At 75.3% G+C, this 19,901-nt stretch carries 22 protein-coding genes and 1 pseudogene; 14 read left to right on the top strand and 9 right to left on the bottom strand.

Annotated features, from left to right (window positions below; all coding sequences use genetic code 11):
• Window positions 1-6: 6 nt before the first annotated feature.
• Together E1291_RS14435 and E1291_RS43235 are read right to left on the bottom strand one after the other, a co-directional pair.
• Window positions 7-1,902 (bottom strand): LamG-like jellyroll fold domain-containing protein, encoded by a 1,896-nt coding sequence (locus tag E1291_RS14435; protein WP_131738302.1) that lies wholly within the window; start codon window positions 1,900-1,902, stop codon window positions 7-9.
• Between the two features lie 232 nt (window positions 1,903-2,134).
• Window positions 2,135-2,839: a DUF6882 domain-containing protein gene (locus tag E1291_RS43235; RefSeq protein ID WP_207400735.1), complete on the bottom strand. Its 705-nt coding sequence runs from the start codon at window positions 2,837-2,839 to the stop codon at window positions 2,135-2,137.
• Between the two features lie 131 nt (window positions 2,840-2,970).
• Here E1291_RS43235 and E1291_RS14425 point away from each other — a divergent pair, with 131 nt between their 5' ends.
• The gene (locus E1291_RS14425) at window positions 2,971-3,573 is read left to right on the top strand and encodes a hypothetical protein (protein ID WP_242614144.1); all 603 of its coding nucleotides are present in this window, start codon (window positions 2,971-2,973) and stop codon (window positions 3,571-3,573) included.
• Here the strand turns inward: E1291_RS14425 and ybaK are convergent.
• Both ybaK and E1291_RS14415 read right to left on the bottom strand, forming a co-directional pair.
• Window positions 3,457-3,966 carry a Cys-tRNA(Pro) deacylase gene (gene ybaK, locus E1291_RS14420; protein WP_131738301.1) on the bottom strand — a complete coding sequence of 170 codons (510 nt, stop codon included), beginning with the start codon at window positions 3,964-3,966 and terminating at the stop codon, window positions 3,457-3,459. The two genes, E1291_RS14425 and ybaK, sit on opposite strands and share 117 nt — an antisense overlap.
• A gap of 46 nt (window positions 3,967-4,012) precedes the next feature.
• Window positions 4,013-4,687 (bottom strand): LON peptidase substrate-binding domain-containing protein, encoded by a 675-nt coding sequence (locus tag E1291_RS14415; RefSeq protein WP_242614143.1) that lies wholly within the window; start codon window positions 4,685-4,687, stop codon window positions 4,013-4,015.
• A 161-nt stretch (window positions 4,688-4,848) separates the two neighbouring features.
• On the opposite strand from E1291_RS14415, the gene E1291_RS14410 reads away from it, so the two are divergent.
• The 8 genes from E1291_RS14410 (at window position 4,849) to hisF (ending at window position 11,240) form a co-directional block, all read left to right on the top strand.
• Window positions 4,849-5,673 (top strand): PhzF family phenazine biosynthesis protein, encoded by an 825-nt coding sequence (locus E1291_RS14410; protein ID WP_131738300.1) that lies wholly within the window; start codon window positions 4,849-4,851, stop codon window positions 5,671-5,673.
• A gap of 81 nt (window positions 5,674-5,754) precedes the next feature.
• Entirely contained in the window at window positions 5,755-7,062 is a 1,308-nt protein-coding gene (hisD, locus tag E1291_RS14405) for a histidinol dehydrogenase (RefSeq protein ID WP_131738299.1), read from the top strand.
• Window positions 7,059-8,234, top strand: coding sequence for a histidinol-phosphate transaminase (locus E1291_RS14400; protein ID WP_131738298.1), 1,176 nt, complete (start codon window positions 7,059-7,061; stop codon window positions 8,232-8,234). Before hisD ends, E1291_RS14400 begins: the two co-directional genes overlap by 4 nt.
• On the top strand, window positions 8,231-8,824 hold the full coding sequence (hisB, locus tag E1291_RS14395; protein WP_131738297.1) for an imidazoleglycerol-phosphate dehydratase HisB: 594 nt from the start codon (window positions 8,231-8,233) through the stop codon (window positions 8,822-8,824). Before E1291_RS14400 ends, hisB begins: the two co-directional genes overlap by 4 nt.
• Before the next feature lie 2 nt (window positions 8,825-8,826).
• On the top strand, window positions 8,827-8,997 hold the full coding sequence (locus tag E1291_RS41955) for a CG2302 family histidine operon protein (RefSeq protein WP_165495113.1): 171 nt from the start codon (window positions 8,827-8,829) through the stop codon (window positions 8,995-8,997).
• The gene (gene hisH, locus E1291_RS14390; RefSeq protein WP_131738296.1) at window positions 8,994-9,635 is read left to right on the top strand and encodes an imidazole glycerol phosphate synthase subunit HisH; all 642 of its coding nucleotides are present in this window, start codon (window positions 8,994-8,996) and stop codon (window positions 9,633-9,635) included. Before E1291_RS41955 ends, hisH begins: the two co-directional genes overlap by 4 nt.
• 88 nt (window positions 9,636-9,723) lie before the next feature.
• Entirely contained in the window at window positions 9,724-10,443 is a 720-nt protein-coding gene (priA, locus tag E1291_RS14385; protein WP_131738295.1) for a bifunctional 1-(5-phosphoribosyl)-5-((5-phosphoribosylamino)methylideneamino)imidazole-4-carboxamide isomerase/phosphoribosylanthranilate isomerase PriA, read from the top strand.
• Window positions 10,440-11,240, top strand: a complete 801-nt coding sequence (hisF, locus tag E1291_RS14380) for an imidazole glycerol phosphate synthase subunit HisF (RefSeq protein WP_131738294.1) — start codon at window positions 10,440-10,442, stop codon at window positions 11,238-11,240. Before priA ends, hisF begins: the two co-directional genes overlap by 4 nt.
• 16 nt (window positions 11,241-11,256) lie before the next feature.
• Here hisF and E1291_RS14375 read toward each other — a convergent pair whose 3' ends face one another.
• The gene (locus tag E1291_RS14375; RefSeq protein ID WP_131738293.1) at window positions 11,257-12,984 is read right to left on the bottom strand and encodes a CocE/NonD family hydrolase; all 1,728 of its coding nucleotides are present in this window, start codon (window positions 12,982-12,984) and stop codon (window positions 11,257-11,259) included.
• 233 nt (window positions 12,985-13,217) lie between these two features.
• Between E1291_RS14375 and E1291_RS14370 the strand changes: the two genes are divergently transcribed.
• From E1291_RS14370 to E1291_RS14355, 4 genes are all read left to right on the top strand, one after another.
• Window positions 13,218-13,796, top strand: a complete 579-nt coding sequence (locus tag E1291_RS14370; protein WP_131738292.1) for a hypothetical protein — start codon at window positions 13,218-13,220, stop codon at window positions 13,794-13,796.
• Window positions 13,797-13,889: 93 nt separating this feature from the next.
• The gene (locus tag E1291_RS14365) at window positions 13,890-14,435 is read left to right on the top strand and encodes a SigE family RNA polymerase sigma factor (protein WP_242614142.1); all 546 of its coding nucleotides are present in this window, start codon (window positions 13,890-13,892) and stop codon (window positions 14,433-14,435) included.
• Entirely contained in the window at window positions 14,432-15,700 is a 1,269-nt protein-coding gene (locus E1291_RS14360; protein WP_131738291.1) for a hypothetical protein, read from the top strand. Before E1291_RS14365 ends, E1291_RS14360 begins: the two co-directional genes overlap by 4 nt.
• Window positions 15,701-15,719: 19 nt before the next feature.
• The gene (locus E1291_RS14355) at window positions 15,720-16,124 is read left to right on the top strand and encodes a hypothetical protein (protein WP_131738290.1); all 405 of its coding nucleotides are present in this window, start codon (window positions 15,720-15,722) and stop codon (window positions 16,122-16,124) included.
• A 57-nt stretch (window positions 16,125-16,181) separates the two neighbouring features.
• Here E1291_RS14355 and E1291_RS14350 read toward each other — a convergent pair whose 3' ends face one another.
• On the bottom strand, window positions 16,182-17,360 hold the full coding sequence (locus E1291_RS14350; RefSeq protein ID WP_131738289.1) for a winged helix DNA-binding domain-containing protein: 1,179 nt from the start codon (window positions 17,358-17,360) through the stop codon (window positions 16,182-16,184).
• 48 nt (window positions 17,361-17,408) lie between these two features.
• Window positions 17,409-17,741, bottom strand: a complete 333-nt coding sequence (locus E1291_RS14345; RefSeq protein WP_131738288.1) for a hypothetical protein — start codon at window positions 17,739-17,741, stop codon at window positions 17,409-17,411.
• Window positions 17,742-17,885: 144 nt separating this feature from the next.
• Between E1291_RS14345 and E1291_RS14340 the strand changes: the two genes are divergently transcribed.
• Window positions 17,886-18,596: a phosphorylase family protein gene (locus E1291_RS14340; protein ID WP_165495112.1), complete on the top strand. Its 711-nt coding sequence runs from the start codon at window positions 17,886-17,888 to the stop codon at window positions 18,594-18,596.
• A gap of 25 nt (window positions 18,597-18,621) precedes the next feature.
• Here the strand turns inward: E1291_RS14340 and E1291_RS14335 are convergent, their stop codons facing one another.
• Window positions 18,622-19,095 (bottom strand): hypothetical protein, encoded by a 474-nt coding sequence (locus E1291_RS14335; RefSeq protein ID WP_131738286.1) that lies wholly within the window; start codon window positions 19,093-19,095, stop codon window positions 18,622-18,624.
• A 116-nt stretch (window positions 19,096-19,211) separates the two neighbouring features.
• Window positions 19,212-19,901 (bottom strand): annotated as a pseudogene (locus E1291_RS14330) (hypothetical protein); the annotation flags it as partial.

The following is a 19,901-nucleotide window of genomic DNA, read 5'->3' as shown; positions in this document are numbered from 1 at the left end:
CCGCGGCTAGGTGAGCATGAAGTCGCGGACGGGGAGGGCGCGGTCGACGACGCGGACGTCCCCGATCCAGCCGTGCAGTACCTGGTCGAGTTTCCCGCCGTACTCGTAGCCGCCGAGGAGCCATGGGAGGCCGAGGGTGGTGAGGCCCCTGTTGCGCGTGGCGGGGTTGCGCGCCACGGGGCAGCCGTCGATGTACATGGTGGTTCGGCGGCCGTCGTTGACGACGGCGACGTGCCACCAGGCGCCGAGCGGGAGTTCGTGGCCCCAGTTGGTGACCGAGCCGTCCCGGTCGAGGGGGTAGACCGCCCACTGGAGCTCCCTGCCGGGGGAGAGGCCGAGCGTGGCGACGGGTTCTTCCGGGTCGCCCTGCTTCTTGCCGGCCTGGCCCGCCATGCCCCATCGGCTGAGCAGTGCCGCCCACCCGTTCTGGCCCGGGTCCCAGTCGGCCGGGGTCTTGAAGAACGCCTCGACGGTGTAGCCCTTGGGGAAGGCGGCCTTGTTCAGTGGCGCGTTCGCCTCGGTCTCCAGGTAGGCGCCGCGCAGCGGGTTCTTGGTGCCGCCGAAGAGCAGGCTGCCGTGGCCGGGCTGGTCGGGGTGGTGCTCTGACGACCAGCGCAGCGTCCCGGCGGGGGTGCCGGGGGCGGCCCTGGGGACCAGGTGGTTTCCCTGCCCGGACAGGTCGTCGACCCGGTCGTTCCCGGCCAGCGGCGTCCCGTCGGCGCGCCCGGAGTCGAAGCGCCAGTACGCGACCGTCCCGGGCAGGAGAAGTGCCTTGGCCGGGCGGGCGGGGCGGGCCGGCGCGGGCGCGAACCCGGCGAAGCGGCGGTCGAAGTCGAGCGGCACGCTGAACCGGTCGTCGGGGCCGGTGAGGATCAGCTCGCGGCGCTCCATCGCGTTCAGCTCGTCCTGGTCGCGGCCGGTCACCCACGGCGCGAAGGTCTCCACGTCGATCGTGTCGCGGGCCAGGTCGAAGCGGTAGAGGCGGATCATCGCGGCGCCGCCGAAGTAGCGGTCCTGGTAGTTGGTGATGTGCACGTGGACGTCGTTGCCCGCCTCGTTCTTGCGGGTGGTCCGCGCAGGCGGCCAGAAGTGGCCGTTGAGGCACAGGAAGATCTGGTCGTTCCCGGCGATGAGCTCCTTCCAGAGCCGCTCCCCGTACTCGGAGAACACCGCGTCCCCGCCGCGTTCGCCGGTGTACACGATCTCGTGGGTGGTGAGGATGGCCGGGGTCTTCGGGTGGCTCCTGAGGACGTTCCGCGCCCACGCGAAGCCCTGGTCGGAGGCCCGCCAGTCCATGGCGAGGACGAGCCAGTCCCGTCCGGCCGCGCCGAACCGGTGGTAGGTGTGGTAGCCGTCGGGGGAGGCGCCGCCGAACGTCGGCATCCGCCGGTAGCGCCGCGGGCCGAAGTTGTCCAGGTAGGGGGTGCGGCCGCGCTGGTCGTCCGTCCGGGAGTCGATGTCGTGGTTGCCCGCGAGGACGGAGTAGGGCATGCCCTTGCGATCGAGCGTCCGGAAGGTCCGGGCTATCGCCTCCAGTTCGCCCGCGCCCGCGTTCTGGACGAGATCGCCGAGGTGGGCGACGAACACGATGTTGTCGCGTTCGCGCCGGTCGACGATGTGCCGGAAGGACGCCTCGACCGGTTCCGGCCGGATGCTGTCGCCGTCGAAGAGGTACTGGGTGTCCGGCATCACCGCGATGGTGAACGTGGACCCGTCCGGGCCGGGGTCCCGGCCGGCGGTCCCGGGCCCGGCGGCGGCCGGGGGCGCGGTGGCCAACCCGGCGGCCGCCTCCGTGGCGGCGATGGCCGCGCCGGCGCCGATCGCGCCGGTGCCGAGGAGGAACGCCCTCCGCCCGGTGCCCGTGCCCTCCGGCTCGTCCTGGACGTTCTGTGTGCTGGCCACTCCTGGTGCTCCCTCCGCGCTGCTGATCAGGGGCCTGATCAGGGGGAACGCTAGGAGCGGGGGCCGGACCGGCGCGGCCGAGCCGGGTCAACGACCGCCGAATCGTGTGTGAACAGATCATCGGTGGACGGTATGACTGGCATACGGACGGTGACACGCGCATATGGCGACCGCCCGATGAGACGCGCGCATCCGGTGACGCACGGGCTCCGCGGGAGGCGCGCGGGGAGGGTCAGCCGCTGAGGGCGGCCGGGCGGAGCTCGGCCTCCCAGTCGACGAAGCGTCCGAGCCCGTCGAAGTGGGCGCGGGCGGTGCCGCCCTCGGGCAGGGCCAGCTCGGTCAGCGTGTCGGTCTGCCGGTAGGGGACGCGGTGGTGGGACAGCAGCCCCGCGAGGGTGAGGCGCGGCTCGTGCGGGAAGAGGCTCGCCGCGCTGGCCAGCAGCCGGGGCACCGGGATCGGGTCCCAGCCCGCGGGCGGGGCCTGCGGGTCGTCCACGTGCAGGTAGGCCGAGCCGCCGTCGTAGCCGGCGCCGATGTAGCCGGCGCCGCTCAGCACGCCGCCGGCCGCCATCGCGACCAGCTCGCCGCCGTGCCCGGCGGGCCCGTCGTACCAGGACAGGTCGACCTCGGGGGTGGTGAACTCGGTGATCCCGAGCCGCTCGCCGAGGGCCCGGATGACCAGTGTCGGGGCGACGGCGGGATGCGCGTCGCCGAACTGGGGGTTGGCCCAGCCCCACAGCCAGGTGCGCTCGCGTGCGGCGTAGCTGCCGAGCAGCGACACCCGCACGGCGACCCCGCCGCTGGCGTAGGTGCGGGCGGTGAGGTCGGCGCTCCAGTCCTCGCGCGGGAGGAACTCGGCGAGGGTCTCCTGCTGCTGCAGGACGACGGCCGCCAGGGCGGCGCCGAGGCGTTCGAACGCGGGGCTGAATCCGGACATGTCGGGCACATTATCCCAGTGATCGGGGCGCCTGTGGGAGGGAATCCGGGCGCCGTTCGGTTGTCGATCAGCTGACCTGGGCAGGCTAGGCTTTCGCTGTCAGAGGACACTTCCTGGGAGGAGCGTACGAGGTGCGGCGACCGGCCGGCAGGCTCTTCGCGACCTGGGCGGTCACCACCGCCATCGTGGCGCTCTCCGGGCCCGTGGCCGGGCTGCTCTGGGCCAAGATGAGCCCCAAGGTGACATATGTAATAGTCCAAGGTGAGCCTTTGCTGGCGGACCCCGAGGGACAGGGGCCGATCGGCATCGACGCCCGGTTCGCCGTGATCGCCCTCATCGCCGGGCTCGCGTCCGGCGTCGCCGCCTATCTGGCCGGCGGGCGCGGCAACGACGTGGCGCTGCTCCTCGGGCTGGCCGCCGGCGGCGCCGCCGCGGCGGTGCTGGCCTGGAAGACCGGCCATCTCATCGGGCTGGACGCCTTCCACGACGCGGCCCGGCACGGCCGCGACGGCGCCACCGCCACGGGCGTGGCCGACCTGCGCGCCAAGGGCGTGCTGGTCCTCTGGCCGCTCCCGGCCGTCGCCGCCTACGGGCTCCTGGAGATGATCGTCCGCCGGCTACCCCCGGGCGATCGCGGCGACGGCCGCCCCGGTGAGCCGGACGAGGTCGGCGGGGGCGAGCTCGATCTGCAGTCCGCGCCGGCCGGCCGAGACGTGGACGGTGGCGAGCGCTGACACCGACGCGTCGATCACCGTCGGCAGCCGCCGCCGCTGCCCGAGCGGGCTGATCCCGCCGACGACGTACCCGGTGGCGCGCTCGGCGTCGGCCGGGTCGGCCATCCGCGCCCTCTTCCCGCCCGCGGCCGTCGCGAGCGCCTTCAGGTCCAGGCCGGCCGAGACCGGGACGACCCCGACGGTCAGCCGCCCGTCCACCTCCGCGAGCAGCGTCTTGAAGATCTGGTCGTGCGGGATGCCGAGCGCGTCGGCGGCGGCCGCGCCGTAGGACTCGGCGTCCGGGTCGGGCTCGTAGGGGTGCAGCGTGAAGTCGATCCCGGCCTTGGCCGCGGCGACGGTGGCCGGCGTTCCCTTGCCTCCCTTGGCGGCCCCCTTGGGCCTGGCGGTGCTCATGCGCCCAGTCTGCCGCCCGTGCCGCGACCCGTGCCGCCGCCGGTGATCAGTTCGCGTTGAACGACCCGTCCAGGAACTGGCCCGCCGGGATCATCGGCAGCAGCTCCAGGATGCGGTTCTCGCGGGCGAGCAGGTCCCGCTCGGCGGCCAGCCGGTGCGCGGCGTCCTCGCACTCCAGCAGCCGCTGCTTCTCGTGCCCGTCCAGCACGACCGCCGCGGCGACCAGGTACGACAGCCGCACCGGGTCGTCCGGCAGGTCGATGTCGTCGACCACCCCGGCGCCCGCGTCGACCAGCCGGTCGCGGTAGCGGCGGAACAGCCATCGGACGCGGCGGGCGACCGGCGCCGGGTCGAGGCCCGGGGCGTCCGGGAGGAACTCGACCTCGCCCTGCAGATAGGGGCGGGACCGGTCGAGGCGCTTGAGCCGGAAGCGGCCGGTCCCGGTGGTGACGATGTCGAACCGGCCGTCGGGGTGCGGCGTCACCTCGCGCAGCTCGGCGACGCAGCCGATGGCCGCCAGCCGGTGCGCGGCGCCGTCGCCGACCTCGTGGCCGAGCTCGATGCCGACGACGCCGAACCGGCGCGGCTCGGGCCGTTCGAGCAGGTCCCGGACCAGCAGGCGGTAGCGGTCCTCGAACAGGTGCAGCGGCAGGGCCAGGCCCGGGAACAGAACCGTGCCCAGCGGGAACAGGGCGAGCCGCTCGGTCACTGGCCTCTCCATGCTCCTCGGCCCGCTCCGCGGGGCCCGCGGGACACCTCGGCCCAGGGTACGTCCCAGTCGATGATCTTGGGAGGCCGTGATTTCTCACAGTCTGAAGCGCCGGGCCACTTTCTCGAATCGGCCCTGCCGGGGGCCGCCGGGCGGCCCGTAGCGTCACCGGCATGAAGATGCTCGTCGTGGACGCTTTCACCGACCGCCCGTTCGTCGGCAACCCCGCCAGCGTGTGCCTGCTCCAGGAGGCCGCCGACCCCGCCTGGATGCAGCGGGTGGCCGCCGAGATGAAGCACTCGGAGACGGCCTTCGTCCGGCCCCTGGCCGAGGACGACGGCGAGGACGGCGCCGGCTTCGAGGTGCGCTGGTTCACGCCGCTGGTGGAGGTGGCGCTGTGCGGCCACGGGACCATGGCGAGCGCGCACGCCCTCTACGACACCGGCGCGGTGGAGCCGGGCGAGGCGATCCGCTTCCGGACGCTGCACCGCGGCGTGCTGACCGTCACCCGCGACCCCGGCGGCGTCCTGTCGATGGACTTCCCCGCCGGCCCCGCCTCGCCCGTGCCGGACATCGAGGGGCTCGCCGAGGCGCTCGGCGTCGAGGTCCGCTGGACCGGCCGCAACCATGAGGACGTGCTCGCCGAGGTCGCGGACGAGGCGGCGGTGCGCGGGCTCGCCCCCGACATCGCGGCGCTCGGCCGGATCGACGGCCGCATCGTGATCGTCACCGCGGTCGCGGACGCCGGGGGCGAGCACGACTTCGTGTCGCGGGTCTTCGGCGCCGGCGGGCTGGGCGGCGACGGCGCCGAGGACCCCGTCACCGGCTCGGCGCACTGCGCGCTCGGGCCCTTCTGGGCGGAGCGGCTCGGCCGCTCCGACCTCGTCGGCTACCAGGCGTCCGCACGCGGCGGGTACGTGCGGGTCGCCCTGCGCGGCGACCGCGCGATCCTGTCCGGACGCGCCGTCACCGTCCTGGACGGCGACCTGCGCGTCTGAGCCGCTGCGGCGGCCCCTTCGGGGTGTCTCGGGTGGTGAGACGGTGCGCGAGGGGCCGGAGGCACTCCGTAGACTGAACGGGTGATTTCCCGTATCGACCTGCGCGGCTCGCTTCCCGGCGACCTGCGCTCCGTGCTGCCCCGCGCCGAACTCGACGTCGAGGCCGCCCTGGACAAGGTGCGGCCCATCTGCGAGGACGTCCGCCATCGCGGCTCGCCGGCGGTACGGGAGCACACCAGGGCGTTCGACGGGGTCGAGCTGGAGCGCACCCGCGTCCCGGTCGCCGAGGTCCACCGGGCCCTCGCCGCCCTGGACCCGGCCGTCCGCGACGCGCTGGAGGAGAGCGTCCGCCGCGCCCGCGCCGTGCACCGCGCGCAGCGCCGCGCCGACGTCACCACCCGGGTCGTGCCCGGCGGGACGGTCACCGAGCGGTGGATCCCGGTGAGCCGGGTCGGGCTGTACGTCCCCGGCGGCCGCGCGGTCTACCCGTCCAGCGTGGTCATGAACGTCGTGCCCGCCCAGGAGGCGGGCGTCGGGTCGCTCGCGGTGACCTCACCGCCGCAGCGGGAGTTCGGCGGCCTGCCGCACCCCACGATCCTCGCCGCCTGCGCCCTCCTCGGCGTGGAGGAGGTCCACGCGGCGGGCGGCGCCCAGGCCGTCGCGATGTTCGCCTACGGCACCGGCGAGTGCCCCCGCGCCGACCTGGTCACCGGCCCCGGCAACGTCTACGTCGCCGCCGCCAAGCGCCTGCTCAAGGGCGTGATCGGCATCGACGCCGAGGCGGGGCCGACCGAGATCGCGATCCTCGCCGACGACACCGCCGACGCGGTGCACGTGGCCGCCGACCTGATCAGCCAGGCCGAGCACGACCCGCTCGCCGCCGCGGTGCTGGTCACCGACTCGGTCCGGCTCGCCGACGAGGTGGAGACGGAGCTGAAGGCGCAGGTCGCCCGTACCCGGCACGCCGAGCGGATCACCGCGGCGCTGGGCGGGCGGCAGTCGGGCATCGTCCTGGTGGACGGCGTCGGCGACGGGCTGAAGGTGGTCGACGCCTACGCCGCCGAGCACCTGGAGATCCAGACCGCCGACGCCGCCGCCGTCGCCGCGCGCGTCCGCAACGCCGGGGCCGTGTTCGTCGGCCCGCACGCGCCGGTGTCGCTCGGCGACTACCTCGCCGGCTCCAACCACGTCCTGCCGACCGGCGGCTGCGCCTGCCACTCGTCCGGGCTGTCGGTGCAGTCGTTCCTGCGCGGCGTGCACGTGGTCGAGTACGACCGCGACGCGCTCGCCGAGGCCACCGCCCGCGTCGTCGCGCTCGCCGAGGCCGAGGACCTGCCCGCGCACGGCGCCGCCCTGAAGGCGCGCTTCGGCTGGACGGTGCCCTCGTGACCGCGCCGCCCGACCTGCCGATCCGCGACGACCTGCGCGGCACGACGGCCTACGGGGCGCCGCAGCTCGACGTCCCCTACGCCCTGAACACCAACGAGAACCCCTACCCGCCGTCCGAGCGGCTCGTGCGGGCGCTCGGCGCCGCCGTCATGGACGTCGCGGGGACGCTCAACCGCTACCCCGACCGCGACGCGGTGGCGCTGCGCGCGGAGCTGGCGGCCTTCCTCAACGCCGACACGCCCGGCGCGGGCCTGACCGGCGGCGACGTGTGGGCCGCCAACGGCTCCAACGAGGTCATCCAGCAGATCCTGCAGGCGTTCGGCGGCCCCGGCCGCACCGCGCTGGGCTTCGAGCCGTCCTACTCCATGCACCCGGTCATCACCCGGGTCTCGGGCACCCGCTGGGTGAACGCCCACCGCGACGCCGACTTCGGCCTGGAGGCCGGGCGGGCGATCGCGGCGGTCGAGGAGCACCGGCCCGACGTGGTCTTCCTCACCTCCCCGAACAACCCGACCGGCACCGCGCTGCCGCTGGAGTCGATCGAGGCGGTGCTCAAGGTCGCGCCCGGCATGGTCGTGGTGGACGAGGCGTACGCCGAGTTCCGCCGCGCCGGGACGCCGTCCGCGCTGACCCTGCTGCCGGGGAACCCGCGGCTGATCGTCACCCGGACGATGTCCAAGGCGTTCGCGCTGGCCGGCGCCCGCCTCGGCTACCTGGCCGCCGACCCCGCCGTGATCGGCGCGCTGCTGCTCGTCCGGCTGCCCTACCACCTGTCGGCCGTGACCCAGGCGGTCGCGCGGACCGCGCTCGCGCACGCCGGGGAACTGCTCGCGGGCGTCGAGGCGGTGCGGCGCGAACGCGACGACCTGGTCGGCTGGCTGCGCGGCCGGGGCCACGCGGTGGCCGACTCCGACGCCAACTTCGTGCTGTTCGGGACGTTCCCCGACCGGCGGCGGGTCTGGGAGGCCCTGCTCGCCCGCGGCGTCCTGATCCGGGAGGTGGGGCCGCCCGAGTGGCTGCGGGTCAGCGTCGGCGCCCCCGCCGAGATGGCCGCGTTCCGCGCCGCCCTGAGCGAGGTACAGGCCGAGGTACGGGCCGGGGGGCCGTCCGGGGCCGTGCCCGGGACCCCGGCGGAGGACGCGGTGAACGCCGCACAGGAGGAGAGCTCGTGACGCGCAAGGGCAGGGTCGAACGCGGGACCAAGGAGACGCGGGTCCTCGTCGAGATCGACCTGGACGGCACCGGGCAGGTCGACGTGGCCACCGGGGTCGGGTTCTTCGACCACATGCTGGCCCAGCTCGGCAAGCACGGGTCGTTCGACCTGACCGTCAAGACGGCGGGCGACCTGCACATCGACGGCCACCACACGATCGAGGACACCGCGATCGCGCTCGGCGAGGCGTTCCGCGAGGCGCTCGGCGACAAGGCGGGCATCCGCCGCTTCGCCGACGCCTCGATCCCGCTGGACGAGGCGCTCGCGCAGGTGACGGTGGACGTGTCCGGCCGCCCCTACCTGGTGCACGTCGAGCCCGAGGGCATGGCCCCGATGATCGGCCCGGAGTACGACACCACGATGACCCGGCACGTCTTCGAGTCGTTCGTGTCGAACGCCAGGGTGGCGCTGCACGTCCACGTCCCGTACGGGCGCAACGCCCACCACATCGTGGAGGCGCAGTTCAAGGCGCTGGCGCGCGCGCTGCGCGACGCGGTCGCCTTCGACCCGAAGGTGCACGGCATCCCCTCCACCAAGGGGGCCCTGTAACCGTGGAGGTCGGTGGTACCGAGATCGCCTACGGCAACGTGGTGATCTTCGCGGTCGCGCTGTTCCTGCTGGCGGGCGTGTACAGCTTCGTCAAGCAGGGCCTGAAGATCGCCGCGCTGGTCGTGCTGGTGCTCGCGGGACTGGCGTTCGCCGGGGGAGTGATGTGGCTGTGAGCCCGTCGGTCGTCGTGCTGGACTACGGGTCGGGGAACCTGCGCTCGGCCGAGCGGGCGATCGCGCGCGCCGGGGCCGAGGTGACCGTCACCGCCGACTGGGACGCCGCGCTCGCCGCCGACGGCCTGGTCGTGCCCGGGGTCGGCGCGTTCGCCGCGTGCATGGCGGGCCTGCGGGCGGTGCGCGGCGACCAGATCATCGGCCGCCGGCTGGCCGGCGGGCGGCCCGTCCTCGGCATCTGCGTGGGCATGCAGATCCTGTTCGGCAAGGGCGTCGAGCACGGCGTCACCACCGACGGCTGCGACGAGTGGCCGGGCACGGTCGAGCGGCTGGAGGCCCCGGTCGTCCCGCACATGGGGTGGAGCACCGTGGCCGCGCCCTCGGGGTCGGCGCTGTTCGGGGGCCTGGACGCCGGCACCCGGTTCTACTTCGTGCACTCCTACGCCGTCCGGCGCTGGGAGCTGACGCCGGACCCGGCGGGCCGCATCGAGCCGCCGCTGGTCACCTGGGCCGAGCACGGCGACCGGTTCGTCGCCGCGGTGGAGAACGGGCCGCTGTGCGCGACGCAGTTCCATCCGGAGAAGTCCGGCGACGCCGGGGCCGCGGTCCTGCGCAACTGGCTCGCCACCCTCTCCTGACCGCCCGTCCCCCTCTGATCGCCCGTCCGCGGCCGGCCGCGGACGGGACCGCCCCACCAGCTCCGACCAGCCTCGATAGGGTTTCCGCATGACACTGACGCTCCTTCCCGCGGTCGACGTCGCCGACGGCCGGGCCGTCCGCCTCGTCCAGGGCGAGGCCGGCACCGAGACCTCCTACGGCGCCCCCCTGGACGCCGCGCTGGCCTGGCAGGAGGCGGGCGCCGAGTGGATCCATCTGGTCGACCTGGACGCGGCGTTCGGCCGCGGCTCCAACCGCGAGCTGCTCGCCGAGGTGACCGGGCGGCTGGACGTGCGCGTGGAGCTGTCGGGCGGCATCCGCGACGACGCCTCGCTGGAGGCGGCGCTGTCCACCGGCTGCGCCCGGGTCAACATCGGCACGGCGGCGCTGGAGGACCCCGCCTGGTGCCGGAAGATCATCGCCTCGCACGGCGACAGGATCGCGGTGGGGCTGGACGTGCGCGGCACCACGCTGGCCGCGCGGGGCTGGACCCGCGAGGGCGGAGACCTGTGGGAGGTCCTCGCCCGGCTGGAGGAGGACGGCTGCCCGCGCTACGTGGTCACCGACGTCACCAAGGACGGCACCCTGCGCGGCCCCAACGTCGGGCTGCTGCGCGAGGTGTGCTCCCGCACGGACAGGCCCGTCGTCGCGTCCGGCGGCGTGTCGTCCCTGGACGACCTGCGGGCGCTGGTGGAGCTCGTCCCGGTGGGGGTCGAGGGCGCCATCGTCGGCAAGGCGCTGTACGCCGGGCAGTTCACCCTGGAAGAGGCGCTGGAGGCCGTCCAGTGAGCGTGGCCGTCAGGGTGATCCCCTGCCTGGACGTGGACGCCGGGCGGGTCGTGAAGGGCGTCAAGTTCCAGAACCTGCGCGACGCGGGCGACCCGGTGGAGCTGGCCCGCCGCTACGACGCCGAGGGCGCCGACGAGCTGACGTTCCTCGACATCACCGCCTCCAGCGGCGACCGCGCCACCACCTACGACGTCGTGCGGCGCACCGCCGAGCAGGTGTTCATCCCGCTGACCGTCGGCGGCGGCGTCCGCACCGTCGAGGACGTCGACCGGCTGCTGCGCGCGGGCGCCGACAAGGTCTCGATCAACACCGCCGCGATCGCGCGGCCGGAGTTCCTCCGCGAGGCCGCGCACCGGTTCGGCTCGCAGTGCGTGGTGCTGTCGGTGGACGCCCGCCGCGCCGACGTGCCCCCCACGGCGTCCCCCACGGCGCCGGCCGGCGCGATTCCCGGATCCGGGTTCGAGGTGACCACGCACGGCGGCCGCAAGGGCACCGGGATCGACGCGGTCGAGTGGGCGCGCCGCGGCCAGGAGCTCGGCGTCGGCGAGATCCTGCTCAACTCGATGGACGCCGACGGCACCCGCGACGGCTTCGACCTGGAGCTGCTCGGCCTGGTCCGGGAGGCGGTGACGGTCCCGGTCGTCGCCAGCGGCGGCGCGGGGGCCGCGGCGCACTTCGCGCCCGCCGTGGCGGCCGGGGCCGACGCGGTCCTGGCCGCCGGCGTCTTCCACTTCGGCGACCTGACGATCGGCGAGGTGAAGGCGGCGCTCGGCGCCGCCGGCCACCCGGTGCGCTGACGCGCGGCGCCCGGCGTCACGTCCCGCCCGGATCCCCCGGTTCCGCCGCGGCGGCGCGCTCGACGACCGGCAGCACGATCGCCGAGGGCCGGTCCGGGTCGTGGAAGACCTCCTGCCGCGCGGCGACCATCGCGCGGGCGGTGCCGAGCGGCTCGCCGGTACCGGGGTTGACGGCCACCTTCGGGTGGGCGCCGCTGGTCACGTGCACGCGGACGCGGTGCCCGCGCGGGAAGCGGTGCCCGGTGGGCCACAGGTCGACCGGCACGCGCCGGACCCCGCCCGTCCCCACCGGCGCCGCCGCGGCGGCGGGCAGCCGCAGGCCGCCCTCGCAGACGTTGCGGGACGTGCCGTCCGGCGCGACGTCGCACAGCCGCACGACGAAGTCGGTGTGCTCGCGGTCGGAGCGGGCGAACAGCTCGGCGGAGACGGGGCCGATCACTTCGAGGTCGCGGGTGAGGGCGGGGGAGGTGAACACCAGCACGTCCGGGCGCCGTTCCAGCGGGCGGTTGTCGACGGGCCGGGAGACGCCGAGCAGGGTCGGCCCGCCGAGCGCCGGGGTGGGCCGCCGCGGGTCGAACCGGTAGCGGCTCGGCGGCGCGTCGCGCGGGCCGTCCGGGCCGAGGCCGCCGCCGGGCTGCAGGTGCCAGCGCTCCCGCCGTGTCCCGGGCGGCGGCCAGTCCCGGTAGTGCCGCCACTCGCGCGCCCCCGTGACGTACAGCCGGACGGGGTCGGCGCGGAGCCCGGAGGGGTCGCCGAGCAGGTGCGCCCGGAACCAGGCGAGCGTCTCGCGCAACGACACGAGGCCGTGCCGGGCGTCGGTGTGCCACCACGGGCCGACGGTCAGGTACGGGCGGTGCCCGCCGGCCCGCAGCGCGAGGTAGTCCCTGATCTGCCAGGGCAGGAACACGTCGTACCAGCCGCCGAGGAGGGTGACGGGGGCGGTGACGTCCCCGACGGTGCTGCTGAAGTCCCGCTTGTCCCAGTAGCCGCCCGGCGCGCCGTCGCCCGCCTGGGCCCCGGCGAGGGCGGCGAGGGCGGTGCCGTGGTTGGCGAGCAGGTCCTGGTAGAAGCGCATGGACGCCCCGCCTGCCACCACGTCCAGTTCGCCCAGCGGGCGGCCGGACTCCGCGGCGCGCACGGCGCGGCGGCGTGACAGCAGCGGCGCGGTGAGCAGGCCGAGGCGCCGCTGCTGGCGGTGGGTCAGGTCGGTCCAGGACAGCGTGGACTCCAGCGCGAAGGAGCCGCCGACGTAGGCGGCGTCCCGGAAGGAGGACGCCGTGATCTGCACGGACATCGCCTTCAGCTCCGGCCCGGCGGCGGCCGCGACCGCCCACGCCGAGTAGCCGAGGTAGCTGGGCCCGAAGGTCGCGAACGACCCGCCGAACCAGGGCCGGCGCCGCAGCCACTCGACGGTGGCGAGCCCGTCCTCGCCCTCGCTGCCGAGCGGATCGAACTCGCCGCCGGACCCGGACGTCCCGCGCGTGCTCTGCACGACCAGCTGGAAACCGAACGGCACGAACGGCAGCCCGGCGGCCAGCGCTCCCGCGCCCCGCCGGCCGTAGGGGCTCCGGACGAGGATCGTGGGCGGCGGGCGCCGGGCCCCGGCGGGCACGTACCGGTCGGCGAGCAGCGTCACCCCGTCCGGCATGGTCACCGGCAGGTCGCGCTCGACCGTGTAGCGGAGAAGGCCGCGCGGGCGGTGGAACCGGATCGGCGGTGCGGGCAGGCGGTTCCTCAGGGCCATGCGCTCCCCCTCTCCAGGACGCACCGGCTGTTCGGCTACCACTTAGTAAGGTAACCGGCCGGGACGTGCCGGACACCCCCGGGCCGCCCCGCGCACCGCGCGGCCCGCCCCGGTGCCACGGCCGCCGCGGGCTGGCGGGCCGCCGTCATCTCTGGGATCGTGGCGCTCTACAACACGGCAAAGGGGAAACCAGGATGTGGCCCGGGGCGAACCCACCGATCGGACCGCCGCCCATGGGACCAGGCCCCGCCGGCCCGCCGTGGCCGCCACCGCGCGTCCGGCCGGGTGCCGGCTGGTACGCCCTGCCCATCGCCTTCACCGCCGTGGCCGTGGCCGGGCTCCTGGTCATGATCGGCGTGTTCTGGGACGACTCCGAGGTGGCCTACGGGAGCCGCTCGGCCGGCGACCCCGGGACCGGCGTGAGCGTCGAGCTGTCGAAGGGGCACGGCTACTTCCTCTACGTCGGTGACGGCTCGACCGTCCCCTACACGTGCTTCGTCCGGGTGGGCGGGACGTCCGGGCCGGTCCAGCTGACCCGCAAGAACGCCTGGAGCGCCTCCGGCGTCACGGGATACCACTACACCGCCTCGTTCGAGGCGCCCGTCTCCGGGACGGCGCGGCTGACCTGCCGCGGCGTGGACGGCCGGCTGCTGGTGACGCCGGACGACACCGTCCACTTCTATCTCGGCCTCTCGGTGCTGGTCTCCGGCGCGTTCGCGCTGTTCGCGATCATCTCCTTCGTCTTCCTGCTGGTCAGGCGCGGCGGCGCCAAGCGCGCGGCGGTCCCCGTGCCGGGCCCGTACCGCCACTGACCGGGCCCGGCGGGGCGCCCGCGGCGGACCGGCGCCCGGCGAAAAAGTACGGCCCCGAGGTAAACCTCGGCGCCCCACGATCGTCTCTTGGCCGTGACGTACCACCCGACTGCAGAGGTCATCGCCTTGCCGTCCGCACGCGCCGATGACGGGTACGAGGAACTGTTCACCGCCCACTTCTGGGGGCTGGTCCGGCTCGCCACGCTCCTCGGCGCCGACGACGCCGAGGACGTGGTGCAGGACGCGTTCGTCCGCCTGCACCGCCGGCGCCGGACGCTGCGCGACCCGAACGCCTCCCTGGCCTACCTGCGGGCCTCGGTCTGCAACGCCGCCCGGAGCAGGCTGCGGCACCTGCGGATGGCGCGCCGCCGGCACGCCCAGTTCGTCCCGGACCCGCCGGCCGGCTCCGCCGAGCACGACGCCGTCCGCAACGAGGACGTCCGCGCGCTGCTGGCGGCGGTGACGCGGCTGCCCGCCCGGCAGCGCGAGGTGCTCGTGCTGCGGTACTGGCTGGAGCTGAGCGAGCGCGAGACCGCCGCCACCCTGGGCATCGCGCCCGGAACCGTCAAGGCCCACACCGCCCGCGCCATCGCGGCGCTCGGCCGGAGACTGAAGGACGAGGACGAGGACACGCCATGAACGGTACGAACGGCATCGAGGAACGACTCCGGAACGCCTTCGGCGCTCAGGCGGAGACGATCCACCCGCACCCCGGCGCGCGCGCGGAGAACATCCGCAGGATCCGCCGGGCGCGGTCCTCGCGCACGATGACGATCCCGGCGGCCGCCGCCGCGGTCGCCGCCGCCGCGATCACCGGTCCGGTGGCGCTGCACGGCATCACCGACCGGGGGCCGTCCGGGGCCTCCGCGGGCCCCGGCGGCCTGGTGGACCCGTCCACGATCGTGCGGATCAGCACGCGCCTCCCGGGCAAGGCGGTGTTCGCCGCGGAGGCCCTCGGCACGGACGGCTCGGTCGTCGGCCGCTCCGCCGACGGGCAGGTCTGGCGGGCCGGGCCGCGCGGCGGCGTCCCCGCCGGGCTCGGCGTGCGCGCCCAGGGCGGCCTCGCGACCGGGCCGGGCTTCGTCACCTGGATCGCGCCCGGCGGCTGGGAGCTCCACTGCCGCACCCCGGGCGGCGCCTCCCGGGCCATCACCCCGGACGACGCCGCCCGGGTCATCGGCCCGCAGGGCACGACCCCGGACCTGCCCGTCCTCGCGAGCGGCGGGTTCGTCGTCGGAAGCGACGTGATGGATCAGCCGTACGCCGTGCGGGGCTGCGCCGCTCCCGGGCGGATGGTCGAGAGCCCCGGCAAGGGCGTGCCTGGCCGGGCGGTCGCGTTCGCCTATCCGACGCTGTTCGCCGTGAACACCTACTACCGGGTCATGCGCGAGGTGGACGTCCGCACGCAGCGGATCGTGCGCGAGCACCCGCTGCCCACGGGGGTGCGCCCGCCGGATCGGAACGAGGTCACCCACTTGACGAGAAAACCAGGGATCACAGGCAACGAAAAAGGTTCTTCCGGACAAGAAGAAGGTGAGGCCCTCCGCGTTCTGAAGGGGAAGGTGGAGGCCTCCGAGACGCAGGAGAGACGGGCATGGCAAGCGGCGGCGGGTGACGGCTACTTCGCCTGGATGACGGACGGAGTTCTGCGGGTCGCCGCGCGGGGAGACTGGAAGGAGAAGATCATTCCGCTGGGAACCGCGGCCGGGGCGCCCCGCGCGCTCACCCGGGCGCGGCTCACGGGCGGCGACCGGCTGATCGCGATCACCGTGCCGGGCGCCCGTTCGACGGTGTACGACACGCGCACCGGGACCAGGACCGACTATCCGGGCGAGGTGTACGCGGCGGGGGACCGCCTGCTCTGGCGGGACGGCCGCGACTACCGGCAGGCCGAGGTGCGCTGAGACGAGGGAGGCCGGCGACATGTCCGGACCGTACGAGAACGAAGAGGACGCCTACACCGAGGTGCGCGACATCTACTCGGGTCACGCCAAGCGCGGCGTCATGCGGGCGCGGACGCTCGACATGCTGCTGCGCACGTGCGCCGAGCACGGTGTCGAGCTGGGCGGCTACGACCGCCGCGTCCTGGGCTGGCTGGCCGCCCAGCCGCCGGAGACGGCGCAGGTCGTCGCGGACCTCATCGCCCGCGCCGCACCCGCGCCCGCCGGGGGCCCGGTGCCGCGGGGGACGTCGCCGCGCGAGGCGGCGGGCCGTGCCGTCCCGCCCGTCCGGGTGGTGTGCGGCGAGGGTTCCCGCGGGAGCGCGGCCGGCGCGGAGGAGAGGTGGGCGGACGGAGCACGGGCCGAGGGGGCGCGGCCCGCACCGTGACGGCGCGGGTGACGGCGCACGTGAGGGCGGCCGGCTCTTCCGCCGGCCGCGGCGCCGTCACGCGGTGAGCTCGCGCTCCAGCGGGGTGCGGAAGCGCGGGGTGGCGCGGACGTCGCCGTACCAGGCGGCCGTCCGCTCGGTCTCGCGCTCGACCGCGGCGCGGGCGTCCGCGCCGGCGTCCTCCAGCAGCCGGACGGCGATCTCGCCGTCGGCGCGCTGCGCCCAGCCGCCGATGACGCGGCCGTCCCACCACACGGACGGGCCGATGTTGCCGTTGCGGTCGAACAGGGCGGGCCCGTGGTCGCCGAGGTACCAGCCGCGTTCCCGCCAGCCCATCGGCGTGGGGTCGAGGGCGGGCAGCAGCGCGGCCCAGGGCTCGGGCGGCTCCACCGGTTCCAGGTCGCCGGCCAGGACGAGGCCGGTGGCGCCGCCGCCGAGGTCGGTCTCGGCGGTGTCCAGGAGCGCGAGGGCCTCGCGGACGTCGCCGAGGCTCCAGCCCGTCCACCACTTGACGTCGGAGACCGGGGCGGGCCCGAAGGCGCGCAGGTAGCGCCGGACCACCTCGGCGCGGGCCTCGGCGGCGGGCATCGGCGGGACGCCGCCGGGCAGCCACGCCTCGACCGGCGACCACCGGTACTGGCTGCTGGCCCAGCCGCCGTTCGGGCGGCCCCGCACGATGCGGCCCTCGCAGCCGAGCGTGACCAGCACCCAGGTCGTGATGCTCGTGGGCTTGGAGTAGGACTTCCCGGGCGCGGGGTCGACCCGCGTGCGCAGCCGGGGCTCGTCCGCGCTGAGCTGCGCCCCCGTCGCCTCACCGCGGGCCAGCAGCGCCCGGTGCGCGGACTCGGCCACGTCCGTGAAGAAGGCGGGGACGTCGTCGACGACGCCGGCCTGCTCGATGAGGCGGATGTAGGTGCGGCGCTGCCGGGCCGCCAGGGCGTCCGCGGTGGAGGACTGCAATGCCGGGACGAGGTCGATCGGCGCGACGAACATCGTGCGGCGCATCGCGAGCATCCGCACCAGGGTGCGGTCGGTGTACAGGGCCCGTTCGACGGCGGCCGGGCCGGTCCCCGCGGTGCGGGCCGCCACGGACAGGAAGACGGTGGCGGGGTCGGTGGCGTGCAGCGCCACCATCGACCGGACGACGGCGAGCACGTCGTCGCCCCGCTCCGGCACGGCCAGGCGGTGGCGGCGGCCCAGGCGGGCGCGCCGCTCCGCGATGCTCATCGAACGCATGAACGAATCCTAGTGCCGCCTCCGCGGCGGCCCGGGGGCCGGTCCCGCTCAGTTGTTGGTGATCTTGACGACGACGTGGTCCTTGGTGACGGAGGTGACCGTGACGTCGAACCCGTCGGTCTGCTGACCGTCGCCCACCGGGACGGTGACCGTCGCCCCGGCGATCTTCATGGTGACCCTGTCGTTCTTGACGCTGACGAGCTCGGCCTTCACGCCCAGGATGGACGCGCTGGAGTCGACACCGCGGTCGAACGTCACGGTGCAGGAGTTGGAGTTGCAGTCGGTCTTGCTGTTCTCGGCGTCGCACGAGGCGGCGACGGCGCCGAGGGGCAGGAGCGCGAGGGGGAGGACGGCCAGCTTCCGGCGTACGGAGGAGGTCATGTCCGGGAGTCTACGAGCGGGCGCCGTCGCGGGCCGCCCTCCGCCAGGGGGATTCACGGCGGGCCGGAGTAGTACCGGGCGATGACACGGCCTCGTCCTGGCGTGGAGCTGGATCTCAGCCTTCGGGCGTGCTGTGCTGGGGGGATGACCAGTCACAATGCCGAGCCGTGGCGGCCGATGGTGGGCCCGGTGGTGTGCGCCGGCCTGCGCGTGGAGGCCCGCGCGGTCCGCCGTGGACTGGCCGGGACCCCGGTCGTGGTGGTCGGTTACCGGGCCCGGCACGCCGACCGGGTGCCGCGCGGCTGCGCCGCGCTGGTGATGATGGGCTTCGGCGGCGCGCTCGACGAGCGGCTCCGCCCCGGCGACGTGCTGGTCGCCGACGAGATCCGCGGCGGCGGCGCGCCCGTGCGGTGCAACGCGGCGCACGCGCTGGCGGGGGAGCTGATCCGGGACGGCCTCAGCGTGCAGGTCGGCCCGCTGGTGACCACCGACCATGTCGTGAGCGGCGCCGAGCGGGCCCGCTGGGCTGCGCAGGGCGCCCGCGCGGTGGACATGGAGTCGGCCCTGGTCGCGGCCCGCGCCGGGGGCAGGCCGGTCGCCGCGGTCCGCGTCGTGGTGGACGGGCCGGGCCGCCCGCTGCTGCACCCGGGGACGGTCGTCCGCGGCCTCGCGGCGCGCCGCGTCCTCGCCCGCACCGGGCCCGCGCTGGAACGCTGGGGCGCGTTCCTGGTCAGCGGCGCCGCCGGGTCCGAGGCGGGCCCGGACGCCGATCTGGACACCGGCGCCGACGAGGAGCCGGACTCCGATCTGGGCACGGGCATGGACGGTGACGGCGGCGAGGTGCGCGCGACCTGATCCGGCCACGCCGCGCCGACACGGCTCAGTGACGCATGCCCTCCATGCCCTCCATGCCCTCCATGCCTTCCGCGTCGTTTCCGCCGGTCGTGCCGTGCGCGTCCCCGGAGGTGATGCGCCCGCCGAGGTCGCCTCGCAGGGACCGCAGCGTCTCCGGTGCGCCCACGGCCACCCAGCGCGTCCCGACCAGGTACGAACCGCCCCAGGGCTTGGCCTCCTCCATCCACGCGGCCATCCCCCGGTCGGAGGCGAAGCCGACCAGGACGTAGCGGCCGCGGGCGTTCGCGCAGTTGCCCTGCTCCAGCTCCCGCGCCTTGCGCCGTCCGAGGAGGGAGCAGCCCGTCCGCGCGGCGAGCCGGTCGAGGTCCGCCGGGACGCCCGCCCGGTCGGCGTCCGCGCCGGGCCCGGCGCGTCCCGCCGCCGAGCAGCCCGCCGCCGGCAGCGCGAGCGCCGCGGCGCACAGCAGCGCCGAGGCGCGTCCGAGATGCGTGAAGCCCATCGCCGTTCCTCCCGGGGTGAGATGCGCGGTTCGACGGGTGAATACGGCGCCGCGGCCCGGAAGGTTCACCCGGCGCCACACCGGGGGGAAGGGAAAGGCCGGCCGATGTCAGCCGGTCATATCAGCCGGGCGGCAGCGGCGGCCCGGACCTCGGGGTCCTCGGCGTCGTCCAGATGCAGCCGCCGCAGGCGGATCCGCGTCTCGTCGGTGAGGGGGGCGAAGCGGGCCGCCTCCTGGCGGACGCCCTCCTCACAGTCCCACAGGCCCTCGACGGTGTAGGACTCGGCGGTGTGGGGGGCGGTCCGGGTCAGCGCGGACAGGATCCGGGGCCGCAGGAAGGCGTAGGTGGACTCGGTCCAGGCGGTCTTCAGCAGCGGGACGGCCTCGCCGGCGCGCAGCCGCCCGAGTCCCTCGACGGGGCTGGCGGCGGCGGCCCACTCACCCCGCTCGACGGTGGTGCGCAGCTCGTCCATGAGGAGGGGTATGTCCTGCCTGGTGCCGTAGCGCGCGAGGATGTTCAGCCCCATGTCGGCGCAGCCGCCGCGCTCGGCCGCCCAGGCGCGCGCCCGGGGGAGCGTCTCGGGCCCGTACTCGCGCAGCGCCCGGCAGACGGCGCCGCCGAATCTGCTCGGCCGCTGCGGCAGCAGCTCCTCCGCCAGGTCGAGCAGGGCGAGGGTCCGCCGCCGGCCCAGCTCGAAGATCGCGGCGACCGCGCCGTCGCCGCGCCGCCGGGCCAGCTCCAGCAGCTCCGCCTCGGTGCGTTCGGCCCGGTCGGCCGCGACGCCCACCGGGCGGCGGGCCCGCCC

This window comes from Actinomadura roseirufa (assembly GCF_900659635.1).
Lineage (GTDB): Bacteria > Actinomycetota > Actinomycetes > Streptosporangiales > Streptosporangiaceae > Spirillospora > Spirillospora roseirufa.
The sequence above is the reverse complement of the archived record's forward strand: the minus strand, read 5'-3'. Positions and strand labels throughout refer to the sequence as shown.